Source organism: Rhodoferax sp. LB1P47 (assembly GCF_056521445.1).
This window is the reverse complement of sequence record NZ_JBWMAU010000011.1, coordinates 94,109-112,771: the sequence shown is the minus strand read 5'-3', so window position 1 is coordinate 112,771 and position 18,663 is coordinate 94,109. Positions and strand designations below refer to the sequence as shown.

Here is an 18,663-nt window from a genome sequence, read left to right as displayed (position 1 = left end):
GTGCGTTGCTTGGATTCTGGTTTGGCATCTTATTCAAACCACGTTCTAAGTACCAATTATGTAACTATTAGTAAAACAATTTGACTTATTCCCTACACTCACAAAACCACTCACGGCCTGCCAAAAAAAACCCGCGCCCCACAACCAAACGCCCCCTAAAAACCGCCACCGCCACCGCTCCATCCCAGCGTGGCGGGCAAAAGAGATAATCGATGGCGTTTTCCACCAACTACAAGCCCACCCATGACCACGAGCATCCGCCAGGCCGACCTGATCGAATCCATCGCCGCTGCGCTGCAGTACATCAGCTACTACCACCCGGCCGACTACATCGCCCATCTGGCCCGCGCCTATGACCGCGAACAGAGCGCCGCCGCCAAAGACGCGATTGCCCAGATCCTGACCAACAGCAAAATGAGCGCCACCGGCCAGCGCCCCATCTGCCAGGACACCGGCATCGTCAACGTGTTCTTGAAAGTGGGCATGGACGTGCGCTGGGAAGGCTTCACCGGTTCGCTGGACGATGCCATCAACCAAGGCGTACGCCATGGCTACGCCCACCCCGACAACACCTTGCGCGCCAGCATCGTGGCCGACCCCCAGTTCGACCGCAAGAACACCAAGGACAACACCCCCGCCGTCATCCATACCGAGATCGTGCCTGGCAACACCTTGGACATCACCGTGGCAGCCAAGGGCGGCGGCAGCGAGAACAAAAGCAAGATGGTCATGCTCAACCCCGGCGACTCCGTTGTGGACTGGGTACTAAAGACCGTGCCCACGATGGGTGCAGGCTGGTGCCCGCCCGGCATGTTGGGCATCGGCATCGGCGGCACGGCAGAAAAGGCCGTGCTGATGGCCAAGCAAAGCCTGATGGACGACCTGGACATGTACGAGCTGCAAGCCAAATCATCCGCCGGTGGCGCATTGACCAAAACCGAGGCCCTGCGCCTGGAGCTGTTCGAGAAAGTCAACGCCCTGGGCATCGGCGCGCAAGGCCTGGGCGGCCTGACCACCGTGCTGGACATCAAGATCAAGATGTACCCCACCCACGCCGCCAGCAAGCCCGTGGCCATGATCCCCAACTGCGCCGCCACCCGCCACGCCCACTTTGTGATGGATGGCAGCGGCCCGGTCTACCTGGACCCGCCAAGCCTGGACCTGTGGCCCAACGTTAACTGGACCCCCGACTACAACAAGAGCAAAAAGGTCGATCTGAACACCCTGACCAAGGCCGAGGTGGCCAGCTGGAAACCCGGCGACACCTTGCTGCTGAACGGCAAGATGCTCACCGGGCGCGACGCCGCCCACAAGCGCATCCAGGACATGCTGGCCAAGGGCGAAAAGCTACCCGTAGACTTTACCAACCGCGTCATCTACTACGTCGGCCCGGTCGATCCGGTGCGTGACGAAGCCGTAGGCCCCGCAGGCCCCACCACCGCCACCCGCATGGACGGCTTCACCGAAATGATGCTGGCCGAGACGGGTTTGATTTCGATGATCGGTAAATCCGAGCGCGGTCCCGTCGCCATCGAAGCCATCAAGAAGCACAAGAGCGCCTACCTGATGGCCGTGGGCGGCGCCGCCTATTTGGTCAGTAAAGCCATCAAAACCGCCAAGGTGGTGGGCTTTGCCGACCTAGGCATGGAAGCCATCTACGAATTCGACGTGGTGGACATGCCCGTGACAGTGGCCGTGGACGCAGGCGGCACCAGCGCCCACATCACCGGCCCGGCCGAATGGCAAAAACGCATCGCCACCGGCGAGTTCAAAAACATCGGAGTTGTCGCGGCTTGAATGCCCCCATAGGCGTATTCGACAGCGGCATCGGGGGCTTAAGCGTTTTACAAGCGCTGCAAGCGGCCCTGCCGCTGGAGCACTTCGTCTACCTCGACGACAGCCTGCACGCGCCTTACGGCGAGCGCGGCGATGCGTATGTGCTGGCGCGCTCCCGCGCCATCACCGCCTATCTGCGGGACACCCACGGCATCAAGGCGCTGGTCATCGCCTGCAACACCGCCACGATGGCCGCCGTGGCACAGCTCAGGGCCGAGCACCCCGACCTGCCCATCGTGGGTGTGGAGCCGGGGCTGAAACCTGCCGCTGCCGCCAGCCAGACGAAACGCGTGGGCGTGATCGGCACGCGCGGCACCGTCACCAGCGCCAAGTTCAACACCCTGCACCGCAGCCTGCAAGACCAGGCCAGCTTCGTCGTCCAGCCCTGCGACGGCCTGGCCGATGCCATCAGCCGCAGCGTGGCCTCGGGTGACGACTCAAAAACAATAGCACTCTGCGCAGACTACATAAGCGCTATGGGCCTATTTGGCTTAAATCCGGGCGAAATCGACACGCTGGTGCTGGGCTGCACGCATTACGTGTTTGCCCAGGCGCATCTGGCCGAATTGGTCGGCCCACAGGTGCGCATCCTGTCCACCGGCGAACCCGTAGCACGGCGCACCCGGCAGTTGCTGGAAGGGGCCGGTACGTTGGCCGTGGCGGGCCCAGGCCGGGTACAACTGGTCACCACCGGCGAGCCCGCCGTGCTGCAAGCGGCAGCGCGGCGCTGGCTGGGGTTTGCCACCGAGGATGCGGTGCGCTGGGATTAAGTCCGCAAACTTCAGTGCAAATGGCGCGGCCGACGGCCACCGCTGCCGTGGCCACCGGCTCCGCCCGATCCGCCGGGGCCACGGGGTGGCTTGCCCAGCTCCAGCGAGTTCACCAGAGCATCGAAGCGCTGGGTGAACAGCAGGTCGATCTCGCGCACCACGCCGTTAAGCTCAGACGCGTCGAAATGGCGCTCCATCATGTTGATCACGTCCTGCACTAGCAGATCGCGCTGCACCTGCATGATGGCCGCAGGCGTAGGGCCAACGAACAGCATCAGAAAGTCATCACGCGACTCGCCTTCGGCCTGCTCGTCTTCTTCGTCAAAGTCAGTGTCGTAGAAGGTGACTTCGATGGAGGCACCGCGCTCGGCCAGTTCGTTCAGGCTCATGCACATTTCGTCCAGCGCCTGCTTGAAGTCTTCGTCGCCTGGCACTGTCCAGCACATTTGCAGCATGTGGTCGGGGGCATTGAACTGGATACCCGGCTCTTCTTCGTAAGCGCTGCTAGCGGCATCGGCCAGGGATTTGGCCCCGGCGTATTTCCACAGTGGCTTGAGCGCGTCCTGGATTTGGTGGAACGTCACGTCGGTACGCAAAGCGACCTGACCGTGCACATGGATTTCAAAGGGAGCGTTGTAACGGGACATAGGGAGATATTAGGCGCTTTTGAGGGGGTTGAAAACCAGCGTCAAGCGCAGCGGTCAAAAGCTTTTGGAATCGGCCAAAAGAAAAGTGTCGCCGTCGGTGGTGGATTCGCAGCAGGCTGATTTTACGTGTACGCCCATGCGGACAGCGAGCAGGCTTAGTGCGCGAGTGCTGCCACCATTGTGTTGGCGGCCTGTACCGCTTCATCGCGCGTGGCCCAGCTCTTTTCGCTATCGCCCAAGGGCGGCAGCCCCTCGACGTGGACAACCTCAATGGACCACGGCCCATCCACACAATGGCACAGCTTGGCCATGTAGTGGCGACCATTGGCTACGCCGGGCACGTATTCTTCTAGGGTTTCGGGTTTATCTTGTTCCATGGGATTTTTTGCAAATCCTGATTATCGCCAGCAGATCGCCATGCGAAACCGCAAAAATGGTGGCTCGGACCGGAATCGAACCGGTACGACTTGCGTCGGCAGATTTTAAGTCTGCTGTGGCTACCAATTACACCACCGAGCCTGCTGCATGAACCTTGGCATGGTGAAACAAAACAACCCCGGCAACACAGTGGTTGACAGGGCTGAAGGCAGAGGATTGGGCCTCTTTTTCGTCTCGCCTAGGCTAAAAAGCAGCCGCATTGTAACCCGCAGGGATGGCAATTTCAGGCTTGGCGCATGGCGACGGCCACAGTGCAACGTAAAAACAAACGGGCATAAAAAAAGGAAGCCTAAGCTTCCTTTTTTGCCAATTTGGAGCGGGAGAAGAGTCTCGAACTCTCGACCTCAACCTTGGCAAGGTTGCGCTCTACCAACTGAGCTACTCCCGCGTTTCAAGCCTTGCATTCTAGCATGACTTTTTACCCAAAATACCGATTTAATCGATATTTGAATCTCTGGAGGCGCGACCCGGAGTCGAACCGGGCTAGCCGGATTTGCAATCCGGTACATAACCGCTTTGTTATCGCGCCAAATTCAGCATAAAAAAGGGAAGCCTGAAGCTTCCCTTTTTACCAATTTGGAGCGGGAGAAGAGTCTCGAACTCTCGACCTCAACCTTGGCAAGGTTGCGCTCTACCAACTGAGCTACTCCCGCGTTTCAAGCCTCAAATCATACCATGACTTTCGGCTTATTTTGACTTGAACCAGGGTTCTTGTCGCTTGCTGCTCTGTACTTTAAATACGTTATAGCAAGCCTCAAATTATAGCCCACTTTTTGAGTCTTTCCACGCCCTGCTCCAATCGATGCAGATCTTTGGACGCAAAACACCAGCGCAGCCAGCCCTGGGCCTCGGGGGCGAAGGCGTTGCCGGGGGCCAAACCCAGACCGGCTTCGGCGACCAGACGCTTGGCTGTCAGCAGGGAATCCGGGTGGCCTGCCAATTGGAAAAAAGCGTACATGCCGCCCTGCGCGGTAGCCACGCGCACGCCGGGCACGGCTTGCAGCAGCGGCACCAGCGTATCGCGGCAGGTTTTGAGGTGGGCCACCACACGGGGCGTGATGTTGTCGGTGCCCTGTAGTGCGGCGATGCCGGCGCGCTGCACAAATACGCTGGCGCAGGAGGTATTGAACTCGATCAGCTTACCCATGTGCGACGTGGCGCTGGCGGGCATGACCAGCCAGCCGAGCCGCCAGCCGGTCATCAAGAAGTTTTTGGAGAAGCTGTGCACCACCACCAGCCGGTCTTCGGGCGCGGCCACATCCAGAAAGCTGGGGGCACAACCGTTGGCGCTGGGCGCGTAGTACAAGCGCTCGTACACCTCGTCGGCCAAGATCCAGGTGCCGGTGCGGCGGCAGTGGTCGAGGATGGTTTGCTGCTCGGCGCGGGTCAGGGTCCAGCCGGTGGGGTTGTTGGGGGCGTTCAAGACCAGCAGCTTGGTGGCAGGCGTAACGGCGGCCAGCAGCTGGGCCATGTCCAGCGTCCAGGCTCCGTCGGGCTGCGGCTGTAGCGCGACACAGCGCAGGCGTGCGCCCAAGATGGCGGGCTGGGCCGTCAGATTGGGCCAAACCGGCGTGACAGCGACCACTTCGTCGCCTGCGTCCACCAGCATCTGCATAGCCAGCATCAGTGCATTGACACCGCCCGAGGTGATGGCGATGCGGTCGGCGCTGAGGGGGCCGTGCAATGCGCCCATGTAATGGGCAACCGCATCGCGCAGCTCGGGTAAGCCGAGGTTGTGGGAATAAAAAGTTTCGCCCTGTTGCAGCGATGCGATGGCAGCCTGGCGGATGAAATCGGGGGTGGCCTCGTCGCTTTCGCCAAACCAGAAGGCCAGAACGTCGCTGCGCCCTATGCCCGCATTGGCGACTTCACGGATTTTGGATGCTTCGAGGTTCAGGATGGCTTGGCGCATAGACGGATGGGGGCTGTGGAGGCATGATTATGCGCACCCCATCTGGAGATGTCCCCATGCCGTACCGCGTTTTGATGTGCTGTTTTCTTGCCTTGGCGCTGGCCGGCCCCGGCTTTGCAAAAACCAAAAAACCCAAAGGCGCATCCCAAGTCCGCATCCTCAAAGATTCGTCTGAAAGCACGGCCGAGCGCAACCGCCGTTTGTTGCGCGAATGCAAGGGCCGACCCAACGCCGGGGCTTGCGCGGGCTATACGCGTTAGCCGGGTCGCACCATCTTGCAGGTGCTGGGCATCTCGGCCTGGACGGCGCTGGTGCGCTTGACCACCCGAAAGCCGTAGCCAGAGCCTTCCACATCAAATTGCACGCCCGGCGTGCCTTGGCGGTCCATGCTGCCCACGGCCAGCGGCTGCTGGAACTGGTGGTCGGCGGCGCGCATGCTGCCAGTTTGGCCATACAAACTAACGCTAGCGCGCTCCAGACTTGTGGCTACAGCTATTAAATCGATAGTACCGGCTTTTTCCACCGCCTGGGCCAAGGCCTCCACCATCAGCTGCATGCGCATGTGCAGATAGTCATCGGCGGGCTTGGGGAAGCGCTGGCGGAAGGCCTGCACAAAAGCCTGGCTTTGCGCGGTGGGGGTGTTCGGCAGCCAGTCGGCCACGGCGATGACTTTGCCCACGCCCGCGTCGCCCAAAGCGGCGGGCGCGCCCAGCGCGTTGCCGTAGAAGGTGTAGAACTTGCCCTCAAAACCGACCTCGCGGGCAGCCTTGACCAGCAGGGTCAGGTCGTTGCCAAAATTGCCTGTGATGACGGCCTGCGCACCGCTGGCTTTGATCTTGGCGGCGTAGGGGATGAAGTCTTTGATGCGGCCCAGCGGATGCAGCTCGTCGCCCACCACCCGCACGTCGGAGCGCTGCACGGCCAATTGGCGGCGGGCCTCGCGCGCCACGGCTTGGCCGAAGCTGTAGTCCTGGCCCAGGATGTAGACGCTTTTGACCGCTGCGTCGTCTTTGAACACCGCCATCAGCGCGGCCATGCGCATGTCGGCGTGCGCGTCAAAGCGGAAGTGCCAGAAGCTGCATTTCTCGTTGGTCAGCGCGGGGTCTACCGCCGCGTAATTCAGCAGCAGCACGCGTTTGCCGGGCTCGCGGTCGTTGTGCTTGTTGATGGCGTCGATCAGCACAGCGGCGGTGGCCGAGGAGTTGCCTTGCAGGATGAACTGCGCGCCGTCGTCGATGGCCGCACGCAGGGCCGACAGGGCTTCTTCGTTCTGGCCCTTGCTGTCATAGCGCTCCAGCGCCAGCAGGTGTTTGCCGTCCGGCAGCGGCACGCCGCCGCGTGTATTGACACGCTCCACCGCCCAAATCAGGTTGCGAAACACGGCCTCACCGCCGTTGCCGAACGGGCCGCTCAAGCCCTCGACCAGGGCCAGCTTGATGGGCGCAGGGGCGGCCTGGGCAGAGGCCAAAACCAGGCCACATAGCGCCACAGCGCACGATTTCAAGAGCGGACGGTGAAACTTAAACATGCAAGAATTTCCTTGAAATAGAGTGCGGCGCACGCAGATGTGTTCCAAGCGGCAATCACGGTGAGCGCCGCGTAATGTATATGGAGTCCACTATGTTTATTGCAGCTACCCACCCCGCTTTTTCCCGTTCTTCCAGCAACGCCCAGAGCCTGCGCGCCCTGCACCACCTGCTCGATGAAAAACGCGCTTCCAGCTACCGCGTCACCCAGGACGAGCATGCCTACAGCCTGCAATTTGACGTGCCCGGTATCGCCAAAGAGCAGCTCTCCATTGGCATCGAAGGCAGCGTGGTGCGCATTGAAAGCCAGCCCGACGCACCCCGCAGCTACAAGGCCGCATACGAGTTGCCGCAAGACATTGACGTGTCGGCCAGCGATGCGCGGCTGGAGAACGGTGTGCTGACCTTGAAACTGGCGAAGAAAGCGCCGGTTAGTAACGTCTCCAACCTGACCATCAACTAAAGGGAATCCAGGGGCCAGCGCGGCTTGACGTCGAAAGCGTACGTCCGTGTGGCCGCCTGCAAACCCGACTGCAGCCGCATGGCACCGGCCATGGCGATCATCGCGCCGTTGTCGGTACACAAATGCAGCTCGGGGTAGTGCACGCGGATGCCCGATTTGGCGCAGACGGCGTTGAGCTGGCTGCGCAGTGATTTGTTCGCCCCCACCCCGCCCGCCACCACCAGCCTGCGCAGGCCGGTGCGCTGCAGGGCGATCATCGACTTTTTCAGCAGCACTTCGACGATGGCGGCCTGGGTGCTGGCCGCCAGGTCGGCTTTACGGGCCTCCAGATCGTCGCCCAGCTTCTTCGCCTGCGTCATCACCGCCGTCTTCAGTCCGGCAAATGAAAAGTCCAGGTTGCCGCTGTGCAGCAAGGGGCGCGGCAGCTTGAAGGCCACCGGGTCGCCTTTTTCTGCCAGCCGCGACAAGGCCGGGCCGCCGGGGTAGCCCAAGCCCATCAGCTTGGCGGATTTGTCAAAAGCCTCGCCCGCTGCGTCGTCAATGGTTTCGCCCAGCATCTCGTAGCGGCCCACGCCGTCCACCCGCATCAACTGGGTATGGCCGCCGGATACCAGTAGCGCCACGAACGGAAACTCGGGCGGGTCGGCGCTTAAAAACGGCGACAGCAAATGCCCTTCCAGATGGTGCACGCCCAGCACCGGTTTGCCCAAGGCCGCGCCCAGCGCACAGGCCACGCCCGCGCCGACCAACAGCGCGCCAGCCAAGCCAGGGCCCCGGGTGAAGGCCACCACATCCACGTCTTGCAGCGTATGCGCAGCCTCCTCCAGCACCTGCCGGGTCAGGGGCAGCACGCGGCGGATGTGGTCGCGGCTGGCCAGCTCGGGCACCACGCCGCCGTAGGCCTGGTGCATTTCGATCTGGCTGTGCAGCGCGTGCGCCAGCAGCACAGGCAGGGCCACGCCCTCAGAGCGCACCAGCGCAATGCCGGTTTCGTCACACGATGATTCAATACCCAATACCAGCACAAGCGTTTCCTCAGTCAAACAGCCCGCGAGTGTAGGGCCGCACACACTTGGCGCGAATCTTGCAGGTTTTTGTGCATGAATGAAGCCCTGCGCATCGTAGTGATTGCCCCCGATTTGGACGTGCTGGACCCGCGTGACGACACGGCTCTGCTGCAAGCCGAGCGCTCGCGGGCGCTGCGCATTGGCCTGCTGGAAAACGGCTACAACCTGGTGGCGGTGCTGCCGGGCGACAGCTTTTTGACCGAACGGCTGGCCCAGTTGCAGCCCGACATGGTGATTGTGGATGCCGAGAGCGAGGCCCGCGACGCGCTGGAACACGTAGTGATGGCCACCCGCAATGCGCGCCGCCCGATCGTCATGTTTACCAATGACGACGACACCTCGCACGTAAAGGACGCGGTGGCGGCGGGGGTGTCGGCCTACATCGTGGCCGGGTTGTCGGCGGCACGCATCAAGCCGATTCTGGACGTGGCGATGGCCCGCTTTGAGCACGAGCAGGCGCTGCGCAAAGAGCTGGCCGATACCCGCGAGGCGCTGGACGACCACAAGGCCGAGCTACTCAACCGCAAGGTGATCGACCGTGCCAAGGGCCTGCTGATGCAGCGCCAGGGCCTGACCGAGCAAGCCGCCTACGACCGCCTGCGCAAAGCCGCCATGGACAAAAGCATGAAGCTGGTAGACGTAGCCCAGCGCATGCTGGATGTGGCCGACCTGCTCGGCTAGACCCGCCACACCAAGGCGCAGTGCACGCATTTGGTGCAAACATTTATTGCCAGTTGTTTTTTACAAAATAAGCTTTTAGCGCAATACCAGCGTGGATGAGAAGCTATTTATTTAATAGCAAAAAATCCACCAATGCACTGGCATGGGACTTGCTGAATTATGGTGAGGCCATGATGGCTCTATGATGGTTGCCACCCAACGGCGGGTGGAAACCATTGCTTCGGACAAAGGTGTCCCCACCCCCTTCAGGCAAGCGCCTGGGTGGGTGAGGATGCCTTTTCCTGTTTCTGACACGTTCATATGCAATCCCTGTTGCCCTCCCTCCTGGAAACCATCGCCCCCTTCGCTGTCCGCTCGCACCATTCGAGCCCGTTGATTGCGCGCTCGGTGAATCTGCACAAGGTACTCGACACCCTGGTCAACAACCTGGAGGGCATGGCCTACCGCTGCCTGCCTGATGTGCACTGGACCATGCGCTTCGTCAGCCAGGGCTGCTACAAACTCAGCGGCTACCAAGCCCTGGAATTGATCGACAACCAAACGGTGTCCTGGGAGCGCATCACCCACCCCGACGACCGCCTCCGGGTGCGCCACGAAATCCTGGCTGCTACCGCCGCCGCACAGCGCTTTACCGTGCACTACACCATCGTCCACCGCAACGGCAGCACACGCCGGGTGAAAGAACAGGGCGTGATGGTGACCGACGAAGGCGAGCAGCAGGTACTCGAAGGCTTTATCGAAGACGTGACCGAGGGCTTTGTGACCCTGGAGGCGCTGGCGCATGCCGAAGCCCGCTACCGGCAAATCTTCGAGCATGCGCGCGAAGGCATCTTCCAGACCTCGCAAGAAGGCCGCTACCTGTCGGCCAACCCGGCACTGGCCCGCCTCTACGGCTACACCACGGCCGAAGAACTGATCACCGACCTGGCCGACATCGACCGCCGCCTGTACGTCCAGCCACTGCGGCGCGAACGCTTCCAAAAACTGATGGCCGCGCACGGCGAGGTGCGCAACTTCGAGTCCGAGGTCTACCGGCGCGACGGCAGCAAGATCTGGATCTCTGAAAACGCCCACTGCGTGCGCAATGCGCAAGGGGAACTGCTCTGCTTTGAAGGCACGGTACAAGACATTACCGAGCGCCGCAGCCAACGCGAACAGCTGGAACGCCAGGCCAATTACGACGGCCTGACCGGCCTGGCCAACCGCAACCTGCTGCGCGACCGCATCGGCCCGGCCATCGCCCACGCCGAGCGCATGGGGCACTTCCTGGCCGTGGTGTTTATTGACCTGGACCACTTCAAGCTCATCAACGATAGCCTGGGCCACGACGCGGGCGACCAGTTGCTGGTGGAGATTGCGCAGCGCATGCGCAATTGCGTGCGCGCCAGCGACACCGTATCGCGCCACAGCGGCGACGAGTTTGTGCTGCTGCTGAACGAGCACTTTCGCGTCAACAGCGTCATCTCGCACCTGCAACGGGTGCTCAAGCAAATCAACCTGCCGGTCAGCCTGCTGGGCCGCGAATTCCAGATGGGCGCCAGCATGGGCGTCGCCCTGTACCCACAGGACGGCGAGGACGCGCAAAGCCTGCTCAAGCACGCCGACGTGGCCATGTACGCCGCCAAGGAGCGGGGCCGCAACAACTTCCAATTCTTCACCCCCGAACTGAACAAGGTGGCCGACGAACGGCTCGACCTGGCCACCGCCATGCGCGTAGGGCTGGAGCAAAACGAATTTACCGTGGCCTACCAGCCCAAGGTGGACCCGCACCGGCGCATCGTCGGCGTAGAGGCCCTGGCCCGCTGGCACAGTGCCAGCATCGGCACGGTGGGGCCCGACCGTTTCATCCCGATCGCCGAAGAAACCGGGCTGATTGGCGAGCTGACCGACGCCATCCTGCGCCAGGCCTTTGCCGCCGCCGCGCTGTGGGAAGGCCCGCAAGGGGCGGGCCTGGTGATTGCCGTCAACCTGTCGGCCAAACTGTTTCTGGCCGACGACCTGGTGCTGCGGGTGGCCGCATTGGTGCGCGCCAGCGGCCTGCCCCCGGAACGGGTGGAGCTGGAGATTACCGAAGGCGTGTTTCTGGACGACAGCACCCGCGCCATCAGCGTGCTCAACGCCTTCAAGGCGCAGGGCTTTCGGGTCGCGATGGACGACTTTGGCACCGGCTACTCCAGCCTGTCGTACCTGCGCCACCTGCCGCTGGACACCGTGAAGATCGACCGCTCCCTGATCACCGACATCGAATTCGACGCCGACGTGGCCATGATCGCCCGCGCGATGGTCGGCCTGTGCCAAAACCTGCGCAAAACCGTGGTTGCCGAAGGCGTCGAAAACCAGGCTCAGTTCGACCTGCTGCGGGGCCAGGGCTGCGACGAATTCCAGGGCTACCTGCTGGCCAAACCGATGGCGAATGCAGACCTGTGCCAACTGTTAGCCCTTGACGGCGGCTTCATCCGCCAAGCACCACTCAACCGCCCCGCCCGCTGAAATGGTGCAGTGCACACAAACAGTGCAAGCCGTCCCAGCTATAAGTAAAAATGACCTCTAGCGCACGCACCACCTGCACAAGTAGCTATTAATTCAGTAGCAAATTACAGCGCAACCAACCTGGCACAGTGCTTGCATAACTAAACCAGGACCACTGATGGTCCCATGGCAGCTAGTACCCAACGGCGGGTGCGAAATGCCACGTATTCGGACAAAGGCGTCCCCACCCGTTAGAGGCTGCATATCGCAGCGCGCTGCGCGGTGAGGACGCCTTTTTTCGTTCTGGAAATCTTAATTTTGGGAGCCTTTTGATGACTAACCTCTTGAAAACCAAACTCAGCCGCCGCTCGGTGCTGCAAACCGCCGCCGTGGGTGCCGTGGGTATCAGCCCCGCCCTGCGCGCCCTGGCCTATGCCCAAGGCTCCGACAAGCCCGAAAAAGAAGAAGTCAAAATTGGCTTCATTCCCCTGACCGACTGCGCCAGCGTGGTGATGGCCTCCGTGCTGGGCTTCGACAAGAAATACGGCGTGAAAATCATCCCCAGCAAGGAAGCCAGCTGGGCCGGTGTGCGCGACAAACTGGTCAACGGCGAGCTGGACTTTGCGCACGCCTTGTACGGCCTGGTCTACGGCGTACATCTGGGCCTGAGCGGCCCCAAAAAAGACATGGCCGTATTGATGACGCTGAACCAGAACGGCCAGGCCATCACCCTGAGCAAAAAGCTGGCCGACAAGGGCGCGGTCGATGGCCCCAGCCTGGCCAAGCTGATGGCCAGCGAGAAGCGCGAATACACCTTTGCCCAGACCTTCCCCACCGGCACCCACGCCATGTGGCTGTACTACTGGATGGCGGCGCACGGTATTGATCCGATCAAGGATGCCAAGGTGATTACCGTGCCGCCACCGCAAATGGTGGCCAATATGCGCGTGGGCAACATGGACGGCTACTGCGTGGGCGAGCCCTGGGGCCACCGCGCCATCATCGACGGCATCGGCATCACCGCCCAGACCACCCAGGACATCTGGAAAGACCATCCCGAAAAAGTGCTGGCCACCACTGGCGACTTTGCCAAAAAGTACCCCAACACGGCCCGTGCCGTGACCGCCGCGATTCTGGAAGCTGGCCGCTGGATTGATGCCAGCCTGACCAACAAGACCAAGATGGCCGAAACCATTGCCGACAAGAGCTATGTGAACACCAGCGTGGACGCCATCAACCAGCGCATTCTGGGCCGCTACCAAAACGGCTTGGGCAAGACCTGGGACGACCCGAACAGCATGAAGTTCTACAACGAAGGCGCGGCCAGCTTCCCGTACCTCAGCGACGGCATGTGGTTCCTGACCCAGCACAAGCGCTGGGGCCTGCTGAAAGACCACCCCGACTACCTCACCGTGGCCAAGCAGATCAACCACATCGACATCTACAAGCAAGCCGCCACCGCCAGCAAAACGCCGGTGCCCAAGAGCGATATGCGCACCAGCAAGCTGATGGACGGTGTGGTCTGGGATGGCAAAGACCCCAAGAAGTACGCCGACAGCTTCAAAGTTCACGCCTAAATGCATCTTCTCCCGCCCACCCGGCGGGAGCCCTTTCCCCCCACGAAGGAGAAAACCATGGTTAGTGCCGTATTCCACTCCCCCCGCGATGCATCGTTGGATGCATCCGCGTCAACGACAGCCCCCCAGAATGCTTCCAAAATGCTAGCTACCACCGCAATTGATACAAGCGCTAGCAGCCCAAAAGACGTAAAAACTGCGGCTCCCAAAATGCCGTACGACTGGCGCGGCTTTTGGCGCCAGGTGCTGCCGCCTATTCTGGGTCTGGGCCTGTTGATCGGCATCTGGGCGATTGTGTCGATCAGCACCAGCAGCAGCATTCCGTCGCCGATCGAGACCTTCCAGCAGGCCGTAGTGCTGTTCAGCGACCCGTTCTACCGCAAGGGCCCGAACGACCAGGGCGTGGGCTGGAACGTGCTGGCCTCGCTGGAGCGTGTGGCCGTGGGCTTTGGGCTGGCGGCGCTGGTGGGCATACCCGCCGGGTTTGTGATTGGCCGGTTTGAGTTCATGGGCCGCATGTTCAACCCGCTGATCAGCCTGCTGCGCCCGGTGTCGCCGCTGGCCTGGTTGCCGATTGGCCTGATGGTGTTCAAGGGGGCCAACCCGGCGGCTATCTGGACCATCTTTATCTGCTCGATCTGGCCGATGGTCATCAACACCGCCGTAGGCGTGCAGCGCGTGCCGCAGGACTACATGAACGTGGCCCGGGTGCTGAACCTGTCTGAGTGGAAGATCGTCACCAAAATTTTGTTCCCCGCCGTACTGCCCTACATGCTGACCGGCGTGCGCCTGGCCGTGGGCACCGCCTGGCTGGTGATCGTGGCGGCCGAGATGCTGACCGGCGGCGTGGGCATCGGCTTCTGGGTGTGGGACGAGTGGAACAACCTGAACGTCAAAAACATCATCATCGCCATCTTTGTGATCGGCATCGTCGGTCTGCTGCTGGAATACGCGCTGATCAAACTGGCCACGGCGTTTACGTTTGAGGAAGTGAAGTCTTAAGACACCCCCACCCCAACCCTCCCCCGGAAGGGGAGGGAGGCATTCAGGGCCCCGCCTTACTCCCTCCCCCGCCGGGGGAGGGTTGGGGTGGGGGCACTCCCCTGCCCCGCAACTTCAAAGATCGGACGACCCCATGAGCTCACTGACCACCAAATACATCGAAATCCAAGGCGTAGAGCAAACCTTCAAGACCGCCAAAGGCATCTTCCCGGCTCTGCGCGATGTGAACCTGACCATTGCCAAAGGCGAATTCGTGGCGCTGATCGGCCACTCGGGCTGCGGCAAATCTACCCTGCTGAACCTGATTGCCGGCCTGACCGAACCCACCAACGGCACCCTGCTGTGCGCCAACCGCGAGATCAAGGGCCCGGGCCCCGAGCGCGCCGTGGTGTTCCAGAACCACTCGCTGCTACCTTGGCTGACCTGCTTTGAAAACGTGTACTTGGCGGTAGAGCGCGTGTTTGGCGCGGCCAACAAATCCACCGGTGCACCGTCAGAGAACAAAGCCCAGCTCAAGGCCCGCACCGATGCAGTGCTGGCCCTGGTGGGCCTGACCGCCGCCGCCCAGAAGCGCCCCGGCGAAATCTCCGGCGGCATGAAGCAGCGCGTCGGCATTGCCCGTGCCCTGAGCATGGAGCCCAAGGTGTTGCTGATGGACGAACCCTTCGGCGCACTGGACGCACTGACCCGCGCCAAACTGCAAGACGAGCTGCTGGCCATCGTGCAAAAAACCCAGAGCACCGTGGTGATGGTGACCCACGACGTGGACGAAGCCGTGCTGCTGAGCGACAAGATCGTGATGCTGACCAACGGCCCCGCCGCCACCATTGGCGAAGTGCTGGCCGTGGACCTGCCCCGCCCGCGCAACCGGGTGGAACTGACTGAGAGTGCGCAGTACCAGCACTACCGCAAGGCCGTGATCGACTTCCTCTACACCCGCCAAGCCCACGTGGAAAAGATCACGGCATAGTTTTTGGCTCACCCCCAGGCTGCAGTGCTTCGCATCTTTCGCCACCCCCCTTGCAGGGGGCAACAGCAGCGGCCTGGCGGAGCCAGTTCCGCGCTGTTCCTGAAAGGCGTGCGTTCTGGCTGTTGCAGCGGGTCAAGTAATTAGCGTTCATCCACCTATTTTTCTACCGCCCTTAGCCATGTCCGCACTCTCGCTCGATGCCAGCACTATCAAAAAAGTAGCTACTCCCGCAGAAGGATTAAGCGCCAGAGGCCTATTTTCTTTAGGAAAATACCAGGACATTGTGCTGGCGGTGGCGCTGTTTTTACTGTTCGACCTGGGCGTGCTGCTGGTCAACTTCTACACCTCGTACCAAATCAGCGAGGACGCGCTGGGCATCAACCTGGCTGGCCGCCAGCGCATGCTGTCGCAGCGCACCGCCAAGGCTTTGCTGGCGGTAGAAAACGCCCGCAGCCAGGGGCTGCCCGCCACCCAGGAGGTGGCCGAACTGCGCAACGCCGTGGCCCTGTTTGACGCGACGCTGAACGGGTTTCAATCGGGCGCCACCGTCCCCGGCGGCAACGGCCAGCCGGTGTTTTTGCAAGCCGCCGAAGGTGCGGCTGCGGTGCTGGCGGTGCAACAGGCCCAAACCCTGTGGAACCCGTTCCAGCAGGCCCTGGCGCCGGTGCTAAACGGCCAGGCCAGCGATGCCGCGCTGCGCACCGCCAGCGCCTACGCCCAAACCCACAACCTGGCGCTGCTGGAGCAGATGAACCGACTGACCACCGCGCTGGAGGCCACCGCCTCCCAGCGCGCCACCACCCTGCGCCAGGTGCAAACCGCTGGCATCGTGCTGGCGCTACTGAACTTTGCCTTCATCCTGTTCAAGTTTTTACGCCGCCTGCGCCGCCTGGACGCGGGCATCGAAGCGATCACCCGCGAGAACTATGAGATTTTGGCCAGCGTGCGCGAGGGCCTGTTTTTGATCACGCCCGAGTTCCAGCTCGGCTCGCAGGTATCGCAGTCGGCCCAGCTGCTGCTGGGTCGACCGCTGGTCCCCGGCGAAGGCTTCTTCGACCTGCTGGCCCACATGGTGGACGGGCTGGCCCTGCACGAGGCCCAAGACTACGTGGCCCTGCTGTTTGCCCCGCACATCAAGGAAACGCTGGTGCAAGACATCAACCCGCTGCAAGAGGTGCACACGCGGGTGAAAAACCGGCTCGGGCAAGACGTGCCGCGCACCCTGGCCTTCCACTTCAACCGGGTCTTCACGGGGTCGGGCACGGCCATCGCCCATGTGCTGGTCACGGTGCAAGACATTTCCGACCGCACCCTGCTGCACACCCAGTTGCAGGCCGAACGCCTGCGCTCGCAAAAGGAAATCGCCCTGCTGCTGGCCGCCTGCGAAGCCGACCCGGCCTTGCTGCGCCAGTTTGTGGCCCGCTCCGAGGCCGCCCTGCTGGAGATCAACGACCTGCTGCGCGCCGGCGGGCACAGCAAACCGGCCACCCGCAACGCATCCGGCCACGCACTGGACCAGGCCGTGCGCCGCATCCACGCCTTAAAGGGCGACGCGGGCGCGCTGGGGCTGGATTCGCTGGTGCACCAGGCCCACGCATTCGAGACCGCCCTGCTACAAGCCCGCCACCACTCCCGTGACGACAGTGGCGACCCGCTGCTGGCCTTGCCCGTGCCGCTAGAGGCCTTGCTGACCAAGATGGCGGCGCTGAAAAGCCTGGCCGGCTTGCAGCGCGACAGCCACCCATCGGGCACCGTGCTGAACGCCGCGCTGACCCGGCTGGCCCAAGACACCGCCAGCGCCCACGGCAAGCGCGTGGCCACGGTCATGCAGATGGAGCAGCACAGCGCACTGGGCGCCGAAGCCGCCGATTTGGTGCGCGAAATCAGCACCCAGCTGACCCGCAACGCCGTGGTGCACGGCATCGAAGCGCCCGCCACCCGCCAGGCCTCTGGCAAAGCCGCCACCGGTCAGTTGGAGGTGCAATTGCAGCAAAACGGCACGGAATGGATCTTGCGTGTGCGAGACGACGGCCGGGGCATGAACGCCAGCCTGCTGCGGCAAAAACTGCTCGCCCTGGGCTGGTACACCGCCCGCCAGCTAGAGAGCTTTGACGACCGCCAGATCGTCGGCCACATCTTCAAACCCGGCTTCTCCACCGCCGAAGTCACTGGCGTACATGCCGATATCCACGCGGGGCGGGGCGTGGGGCTGGACGTGGTGCACGCCAACGTGCAGCGCCTGGGCGGGCGCTTGACGCTGGCCTCCACGCCGGGACAATTTACCGAAATAACCGTTCGATTTGAAGCATGAGACTCTTGGTTGTTGATGACTCCAACATGATCCGCACGCGCATCAGCAAAGTGGTGCAAGACGGCGGTCTGGGCAAGATTGCGCTCGTCGGCCTGGCCCGCAACGGGGTTGAGGCCCTGCGCATCGCCCAAGCCACCCAGCCCGATGTGGTGACGATGGACCTGACCATGCCCGAGATGGACGGCGTGGAATGCATCCGCGAAATGCTGCGCCTGCTGCCCACCACCAGCATCCTGGTGGTCAGCGCGCTGAACGACAAATCTACCGCCATCGCCGCCCTCAAGCTCGGCGCGCGCGGCTTTGTGGCCAAGCCATTTACCGACGATGAACTGCGTTTAGCGCTGCTAGACGTAATGGAGGGCCACTGACCATGCCAGCCCTCTCCGATGCCGAACTCAAGATTTTCGTGGACTCGGTACGCCGCTACTTCACCACCACCACCGCCCAGCCGCCCCACATCACCTCGGCCTTTTTGGGTACCGAGCCGGTGCCAGGCCACCAGTTCACCGGCTGCGTGCAGTTCTCGGGCAGCTACCACGGCCAGGTGCAGGTGTCCATGCCCGGCCAGTTACTGCGCGAGCTACTGGTGCTACAGCACGCCGCCGATCTGAGTGACGCCAACCTGCGCGATGCAGTGGGTGAAATCGCCAACACCCTGGCCGGCAACGCCCGCAAAGCGCTGGGCGACGGCCTGAAAATCTCCGTCCCCAGCACCCACCAAGGCAGCACCACCCTGCCCCCCACCGTGCGCCCCCACCCCTACGCCATTACCCTGCGCTGGAACCACCAACCGGCGCTGGTGCTGGTGGATATGGAGCGCAAAGGATGAGTGGGCACACCCCCAGGCTACAGCGCAAGCGCTTTTCGCCACCCCCCTTGCAGGGGGCGATGCCAGTGGCCCGGCAAAGCCGGGGCCAGCCATCCCTGGCTTACATCCGTTCTGGCTGAACGTTGGGAGCTGAGTCCTTACGCGGCATATGCATTTTAGGCCGCT

17 protein-coding genes and 4 tRNA genes are annotated in these 18,663 nt (G+C 62.3%); 12 read left to right on the top strand and 9 right to left on the bottom strand.

What is annotated here, in order from left to right; all coding sequences use genetic code 11:
- Nucleotides 1-243 precede the first annotated feature (243 nt).
- The gene (locus AC0969_RS13585; protein WP_479624680.1) at nt 244-1,797 is read left to right on the top strand and encodes a fumarate hydratase; all 1,554 of its coding nucleotides are present in this window, start codon (nt 244-246) and stop codon (nt 1,795-1,797) included.
- Nucleotides 1,794-2,606 carry a glutamate racemase gene (murI, locus tag AC0969_RS13580; RefSeq protein ID WP_479624679.1) on the top strand — a complete coding sequence of 271 codons (813 nt, stop codon included), beginning with the start codon at nt 1,794-1,796 and terminating at the stop codon, nt 2,604-2,606. The genes AC0969_RS13585 and murI overlap by 4 nt, the downstream gene beginning before the upstream one ends.
- A gap of 11 nt (nt 2,607-2,617) precedes the next feature.
- On the opposite strand, the gene AC0969_RS13575 is transcribed toward murI, so the two are convergent.
- The 7 genes from AC0969_RS13575 to AC0969_RS13545 all read right to left on the bottom strand — a co-directional run bounded on the left by AC0969_RS13575 (nt 2,618) and on the right by AC0969_RS13545 (nt 5,603).
- A complete protein-coding gene (locus AC0969_RS13575; RefSeq protein ID WP_479624678.1) occupies nt 2,618-3,253 on the bottom strand; it encodes a DUF6806 family protein in 636 nt (211 codons plus the stop codon).
- Nucleotides 3,254-3,408: 155 nt separating this feature from the next.
- Nucleotides 3,409-3,630 carry a hypothetical protein gene (locus AC0969_RS13570; RefSeq protein ID WP_479624677.1) on the bottom strand — a complete coding sequence of 74 codons (222 nt, stop codon included), beginning with the start codon at nt 3,628-3,630 and terminating at the stop codon, nt 3,409-3,411.
- A gap of 57 nt (nt 3,631-3,687) precedes the next feature.
- Nucleotides 3,688-3,772: transfer RNA gene (locus AC0969_RS13565), tRNA-Leu, on the bottom strand.
- Between the two features lie 231 nt (nt 3,773-4,003).
- Nucleotides 4,004-4,079: transfer RNA gene (locus AC0969_RS13560), tRNA-Gly, on the bottom strand.
- Nucleotides 4,080-4,146: 67 nt separating this feature from the next.
- Nucleotides 4,147-4,220 (bottom strand) — tRNA-Cys (locus AC0969_RS13555).
- A 48-nt stretch (nt 4,221-4,268) separates the two neighbouring features.
- A tRNA-Gly gene (locus tag AC0969_RS13550) sits at nt 4,269-4,344 on the bottom strand.
- A 101-nt stretch (nt 4,345-4,445) separates the two neighbouring features.
- A complete protein-coding gene (locus tag AC0969_RS13545; RefSeq protein WP_479624676.1) occupies nt 4,446-5,603 on the bottom strand; it encodes a pyridoxal phosphate-dependent aminotransferase in 1,158 nt (385 codons plus the stop codon).
- A 56-nt stretch (nt 5,604-5,659) separates the two neighbouring features.
- Between AC0969_RS13545 and AC0969_RS13540 the strand changes: the two genes are divergently transcribed.
- Nucleotides 5,660-5,863, top strand: a complete 204-nt coding sequence (locus AC0969_RS13540) for a hypothetical protein (protein WP_479624675.1) — start codon at nt 5,660-5,662, stop codon at nt 5,861-5,863.
- On the opposite strand, the gene AC0969_RS13535 is transcribed toward AC0969_RS13540, so the two are convergent.
- Complete coding sequence (locus AC0969_RS13535; protein ID WP_479624674.1) at nt 5,860-7,131, bottom strand: branched-chain amino acid ABC transporter substrate-binding protein; 1,272 nt, start codon at nt 7,129-7,131, stop codon at nt 5,860-5,862. The two genes, AC0969_RS13540 and AC0969_RS13535, sit on opposite strands and share 4 nt — an antisense overlap.
- Before the next feature lie 92 nt (nt 7,132-7,223).
- Here AC0969_RS13535 and AC0969_RS13530 point away from each other — a divergent pair, with 92 nt between their 5' ends.
- Nucleotides 7,224-7,592: an Hsp20/alpha crystallin family protein gene (locus AC0969_RS13530; protein ID WP_479624673.1), complete on the top strand. Its 369-nt coding sequence runs from the start codon at nt 7,224-7,226 to the stop codon at nt 7,590-7,592.
- Here AC0969_RS13530 and tsaD read toward each other — a convergent pair.
- Entirely contained in the window at nt 7,589-8,617 is a 1,029-nt protein-coding gene (tsaD, locus tag AC0969_RS13525; protein ID WP_479624672.1) for a tRNA (adenosine(37)-N6)-threonylcarbamoyltransferase complex transferase subunit TsaD, read from the bottom strand. The two genes, AC0969_RS13530 and tsaD, sit on opposite strands and share 4 nt — an antisense overlap.
- A 75-nt stretch (nt 8,618-8,692) precedes the next feature.
- Between tsaD and AC0969_RS13520 the strand changes: the two genes are divergently transcribed.
- From AC0969_RS13520 to AC0969_RS13485, 8 genes are all read left to right on the top strand, one after another.
- Entirely contained in the window at nt 8,693-9,340 is a 648-nt protein-coding gene (locus AC0969_RS13520; protein ID WP_479624671.1) for an ANTAR domain-containing response regulator, read from the top strand.
- A gap of 312 nt (nt 9,341-9,652) precedes the next feature.
- Entirely contained in the window at nt 9,653-11,830 is a 2,178-nt protein-coding gene (locus AC0969_RS13515; protein WP_479624670.1) for a putative bifunctional diguanylate cyclase/phosphodiesterase, read from the top strand.
- A 311-nt stretch (nt 11,831-12,141) separates the two neighbouring features.
- A complete protein-coding gene (locus AC0969_RS13510; protein ID WP_479624669.1) occupies nt 12,142-13,386 on the top strand; it encodes a CmpA/NrtA family ABC transporter substrate-binding protein in 1,245 nt (414 codons plus the stop codon).
- 57 nt (nt 13,387-13,443) lie between these two features.
- Complete coding sequence (gene ntrB / locus AC0969_RS13505; RefSeq protein ID WP_479624668.1) at nt 13,444-14,388, top strand: nitrate ABC transporter permease; 945 nt, start codon at nt 13,444-13,446, stop codon at nt 14,386-14,388.
- Nucleotides 14,389-14,521: 133 nt separating this feature from the next.
- Nucleotides 14,522-15,358 carry an ABC transporter ATP-binding protein gene (locus AC0969_RS13500; protein WP_479624667.1) on the top strand — a complete coding sequence of 279 codons (837 nt, stop codon included), beginning with the start codon at nt 14,522-14,524 and terminating at the stop codon, nt 15,356-15,358.
- 178 nt (nt 15,359-15,536) lie between these two features.
- A complete protein-coding gene (locus AC0969_RS13495) occupies nt 15,537-17,669 on the top strand; it encodes an ATP-binding protein (RefSeq protein WP_479624666.1) in 2,133 nt (710 codons plus the stop codon).
- Nucleotides 17,666-18,037 (top strand): response regulator transcription factor, encoded by a 372-nt coding sequence (locus AC0969_RS13490; protein WP_479624665.1) that lies wholly within the window; start codon nt 17,666-17,668, stop codon nt 18,035-18,037. Before AC0969_RS13495 ends, AC0969_RS13490 begins: the two co-directional genes overlap by 4 nt.
- 2 nt (nt 18,038-18,039) lie before the next feature.
- Complete coding sequence (locus AC0969_RS13485; protein ID WP_479624664.1) at nt 18,040-18,498, top strand: chemotaxis protein CheX; 459 nt, start codon at nt 18,040-18,042, stop codon at nt 18,496-18,498.
- The last annotated feature ends 165 nt before the right edge of the window (nt 18,499-18,663 follow it).

Excerpts from the sequence above, each read along its gene's own strand:
- AC0969_RS13585 (WP_479624680.1), top strand. The coding sequence starts at position 244 with ATGACCACGAGCATCCGCCAGGCCGACCTGATCGAATCCATCGCCGCT.
- AC0969_RS13575 (WP_479624678.1), bottom strand. The coding sequence starts at position 3,253 with ATGTCCCGTTACAACGCTCCCTTTGAAATCCATGTGCACGGTCAGGTC.
- AC0969_RS13570 (WP_479624677.1), bottom strand. The coding sequence starts at position 3,630 with ATGGAACAAGATAAACCCGAAACCCTAGAAGAATACGTGCCCGGCGTA.
- AC0969_RS13545 (WP_479624676.1), bottom strand. The coding sequence starts at position 5,603 with ATGCGCCAAGCCATCCTGAACCTCGAAGCATCCAAAATCCGTGAAGTC.
- AC0969_RS13540 (WP_479624675.1), top strand. The coding sequence starts at position 5,660 with ATGCCGTACCGCGTTTTGATGTGCTGTTTTCTTGCCTTGGCGCTGGCC.
- AC0969_RS13535 (WP_479624674.1), bottom strand. The coding sequence starts at position 7,131 with ATGTTTAAGTTTCACCGTCCGCTCTTGAAATCGTGCGCTGTGGCGCTA.
- AC0969_RS13530 (WP_479624673.1), top strand. The coding sequence starts at position 7,224 with ATGTTTATTGCAGCTACCCACCCCGCTTTTTCCCGTTCTTCCAGCAAC.
- AC0969_RS13520 (WP_479624671.1), top strand. The coding sequence starts at position 8,693 with ATGAATGAAGCCCTGCGCATCGTAGTGATTGCCCCCGATTTGGACGTG.
- AC0969_RS13510 (WP_479624669.1), top strand. The coding sequence starts at position 12,142 with ATGACTAACCTCTTGAAAACCAAACTCAGCCGCCGCTCGGTGCTGCAA.
- ntrB (WP_479624668.1), top strand. The coding sequence starts at position 13,444 with ATGGTTAGTGCCGTATTCCACTCCCCCCGCGATGCATCGTTGGATGCA.
- AC0969_RS13500 (WP_479624667.1), top strand. The coding sequence starts at position 14,522 with ATGAGCTCACTGACCACCAAATACATCGAAATCCAAGGCGTAGAGCAA.
- AC0969_RS13495 (WP_479624666.1), top strand. The coding sequence starts at position 15,537 with ATGTCCGCACTCTCGCTCGATGCCAGCACTATCAAAAAAGTAGCTACT.
- AC0969_RS13490 (WP_479624665.1), top strand. The coding sequence starts at position 17,666 with ATGAGACTCTTGGTTGTTGATGACTCCAACATGATCCGCACGCGCATC.
- AC0969_RS13485 (WP_479624664.1), top strand. The coding sequence starts at position 18,040 with ATGCCAGCCCTCTCCGATGCCGAACTCAAGATTTTCGTGGACTCGGTA.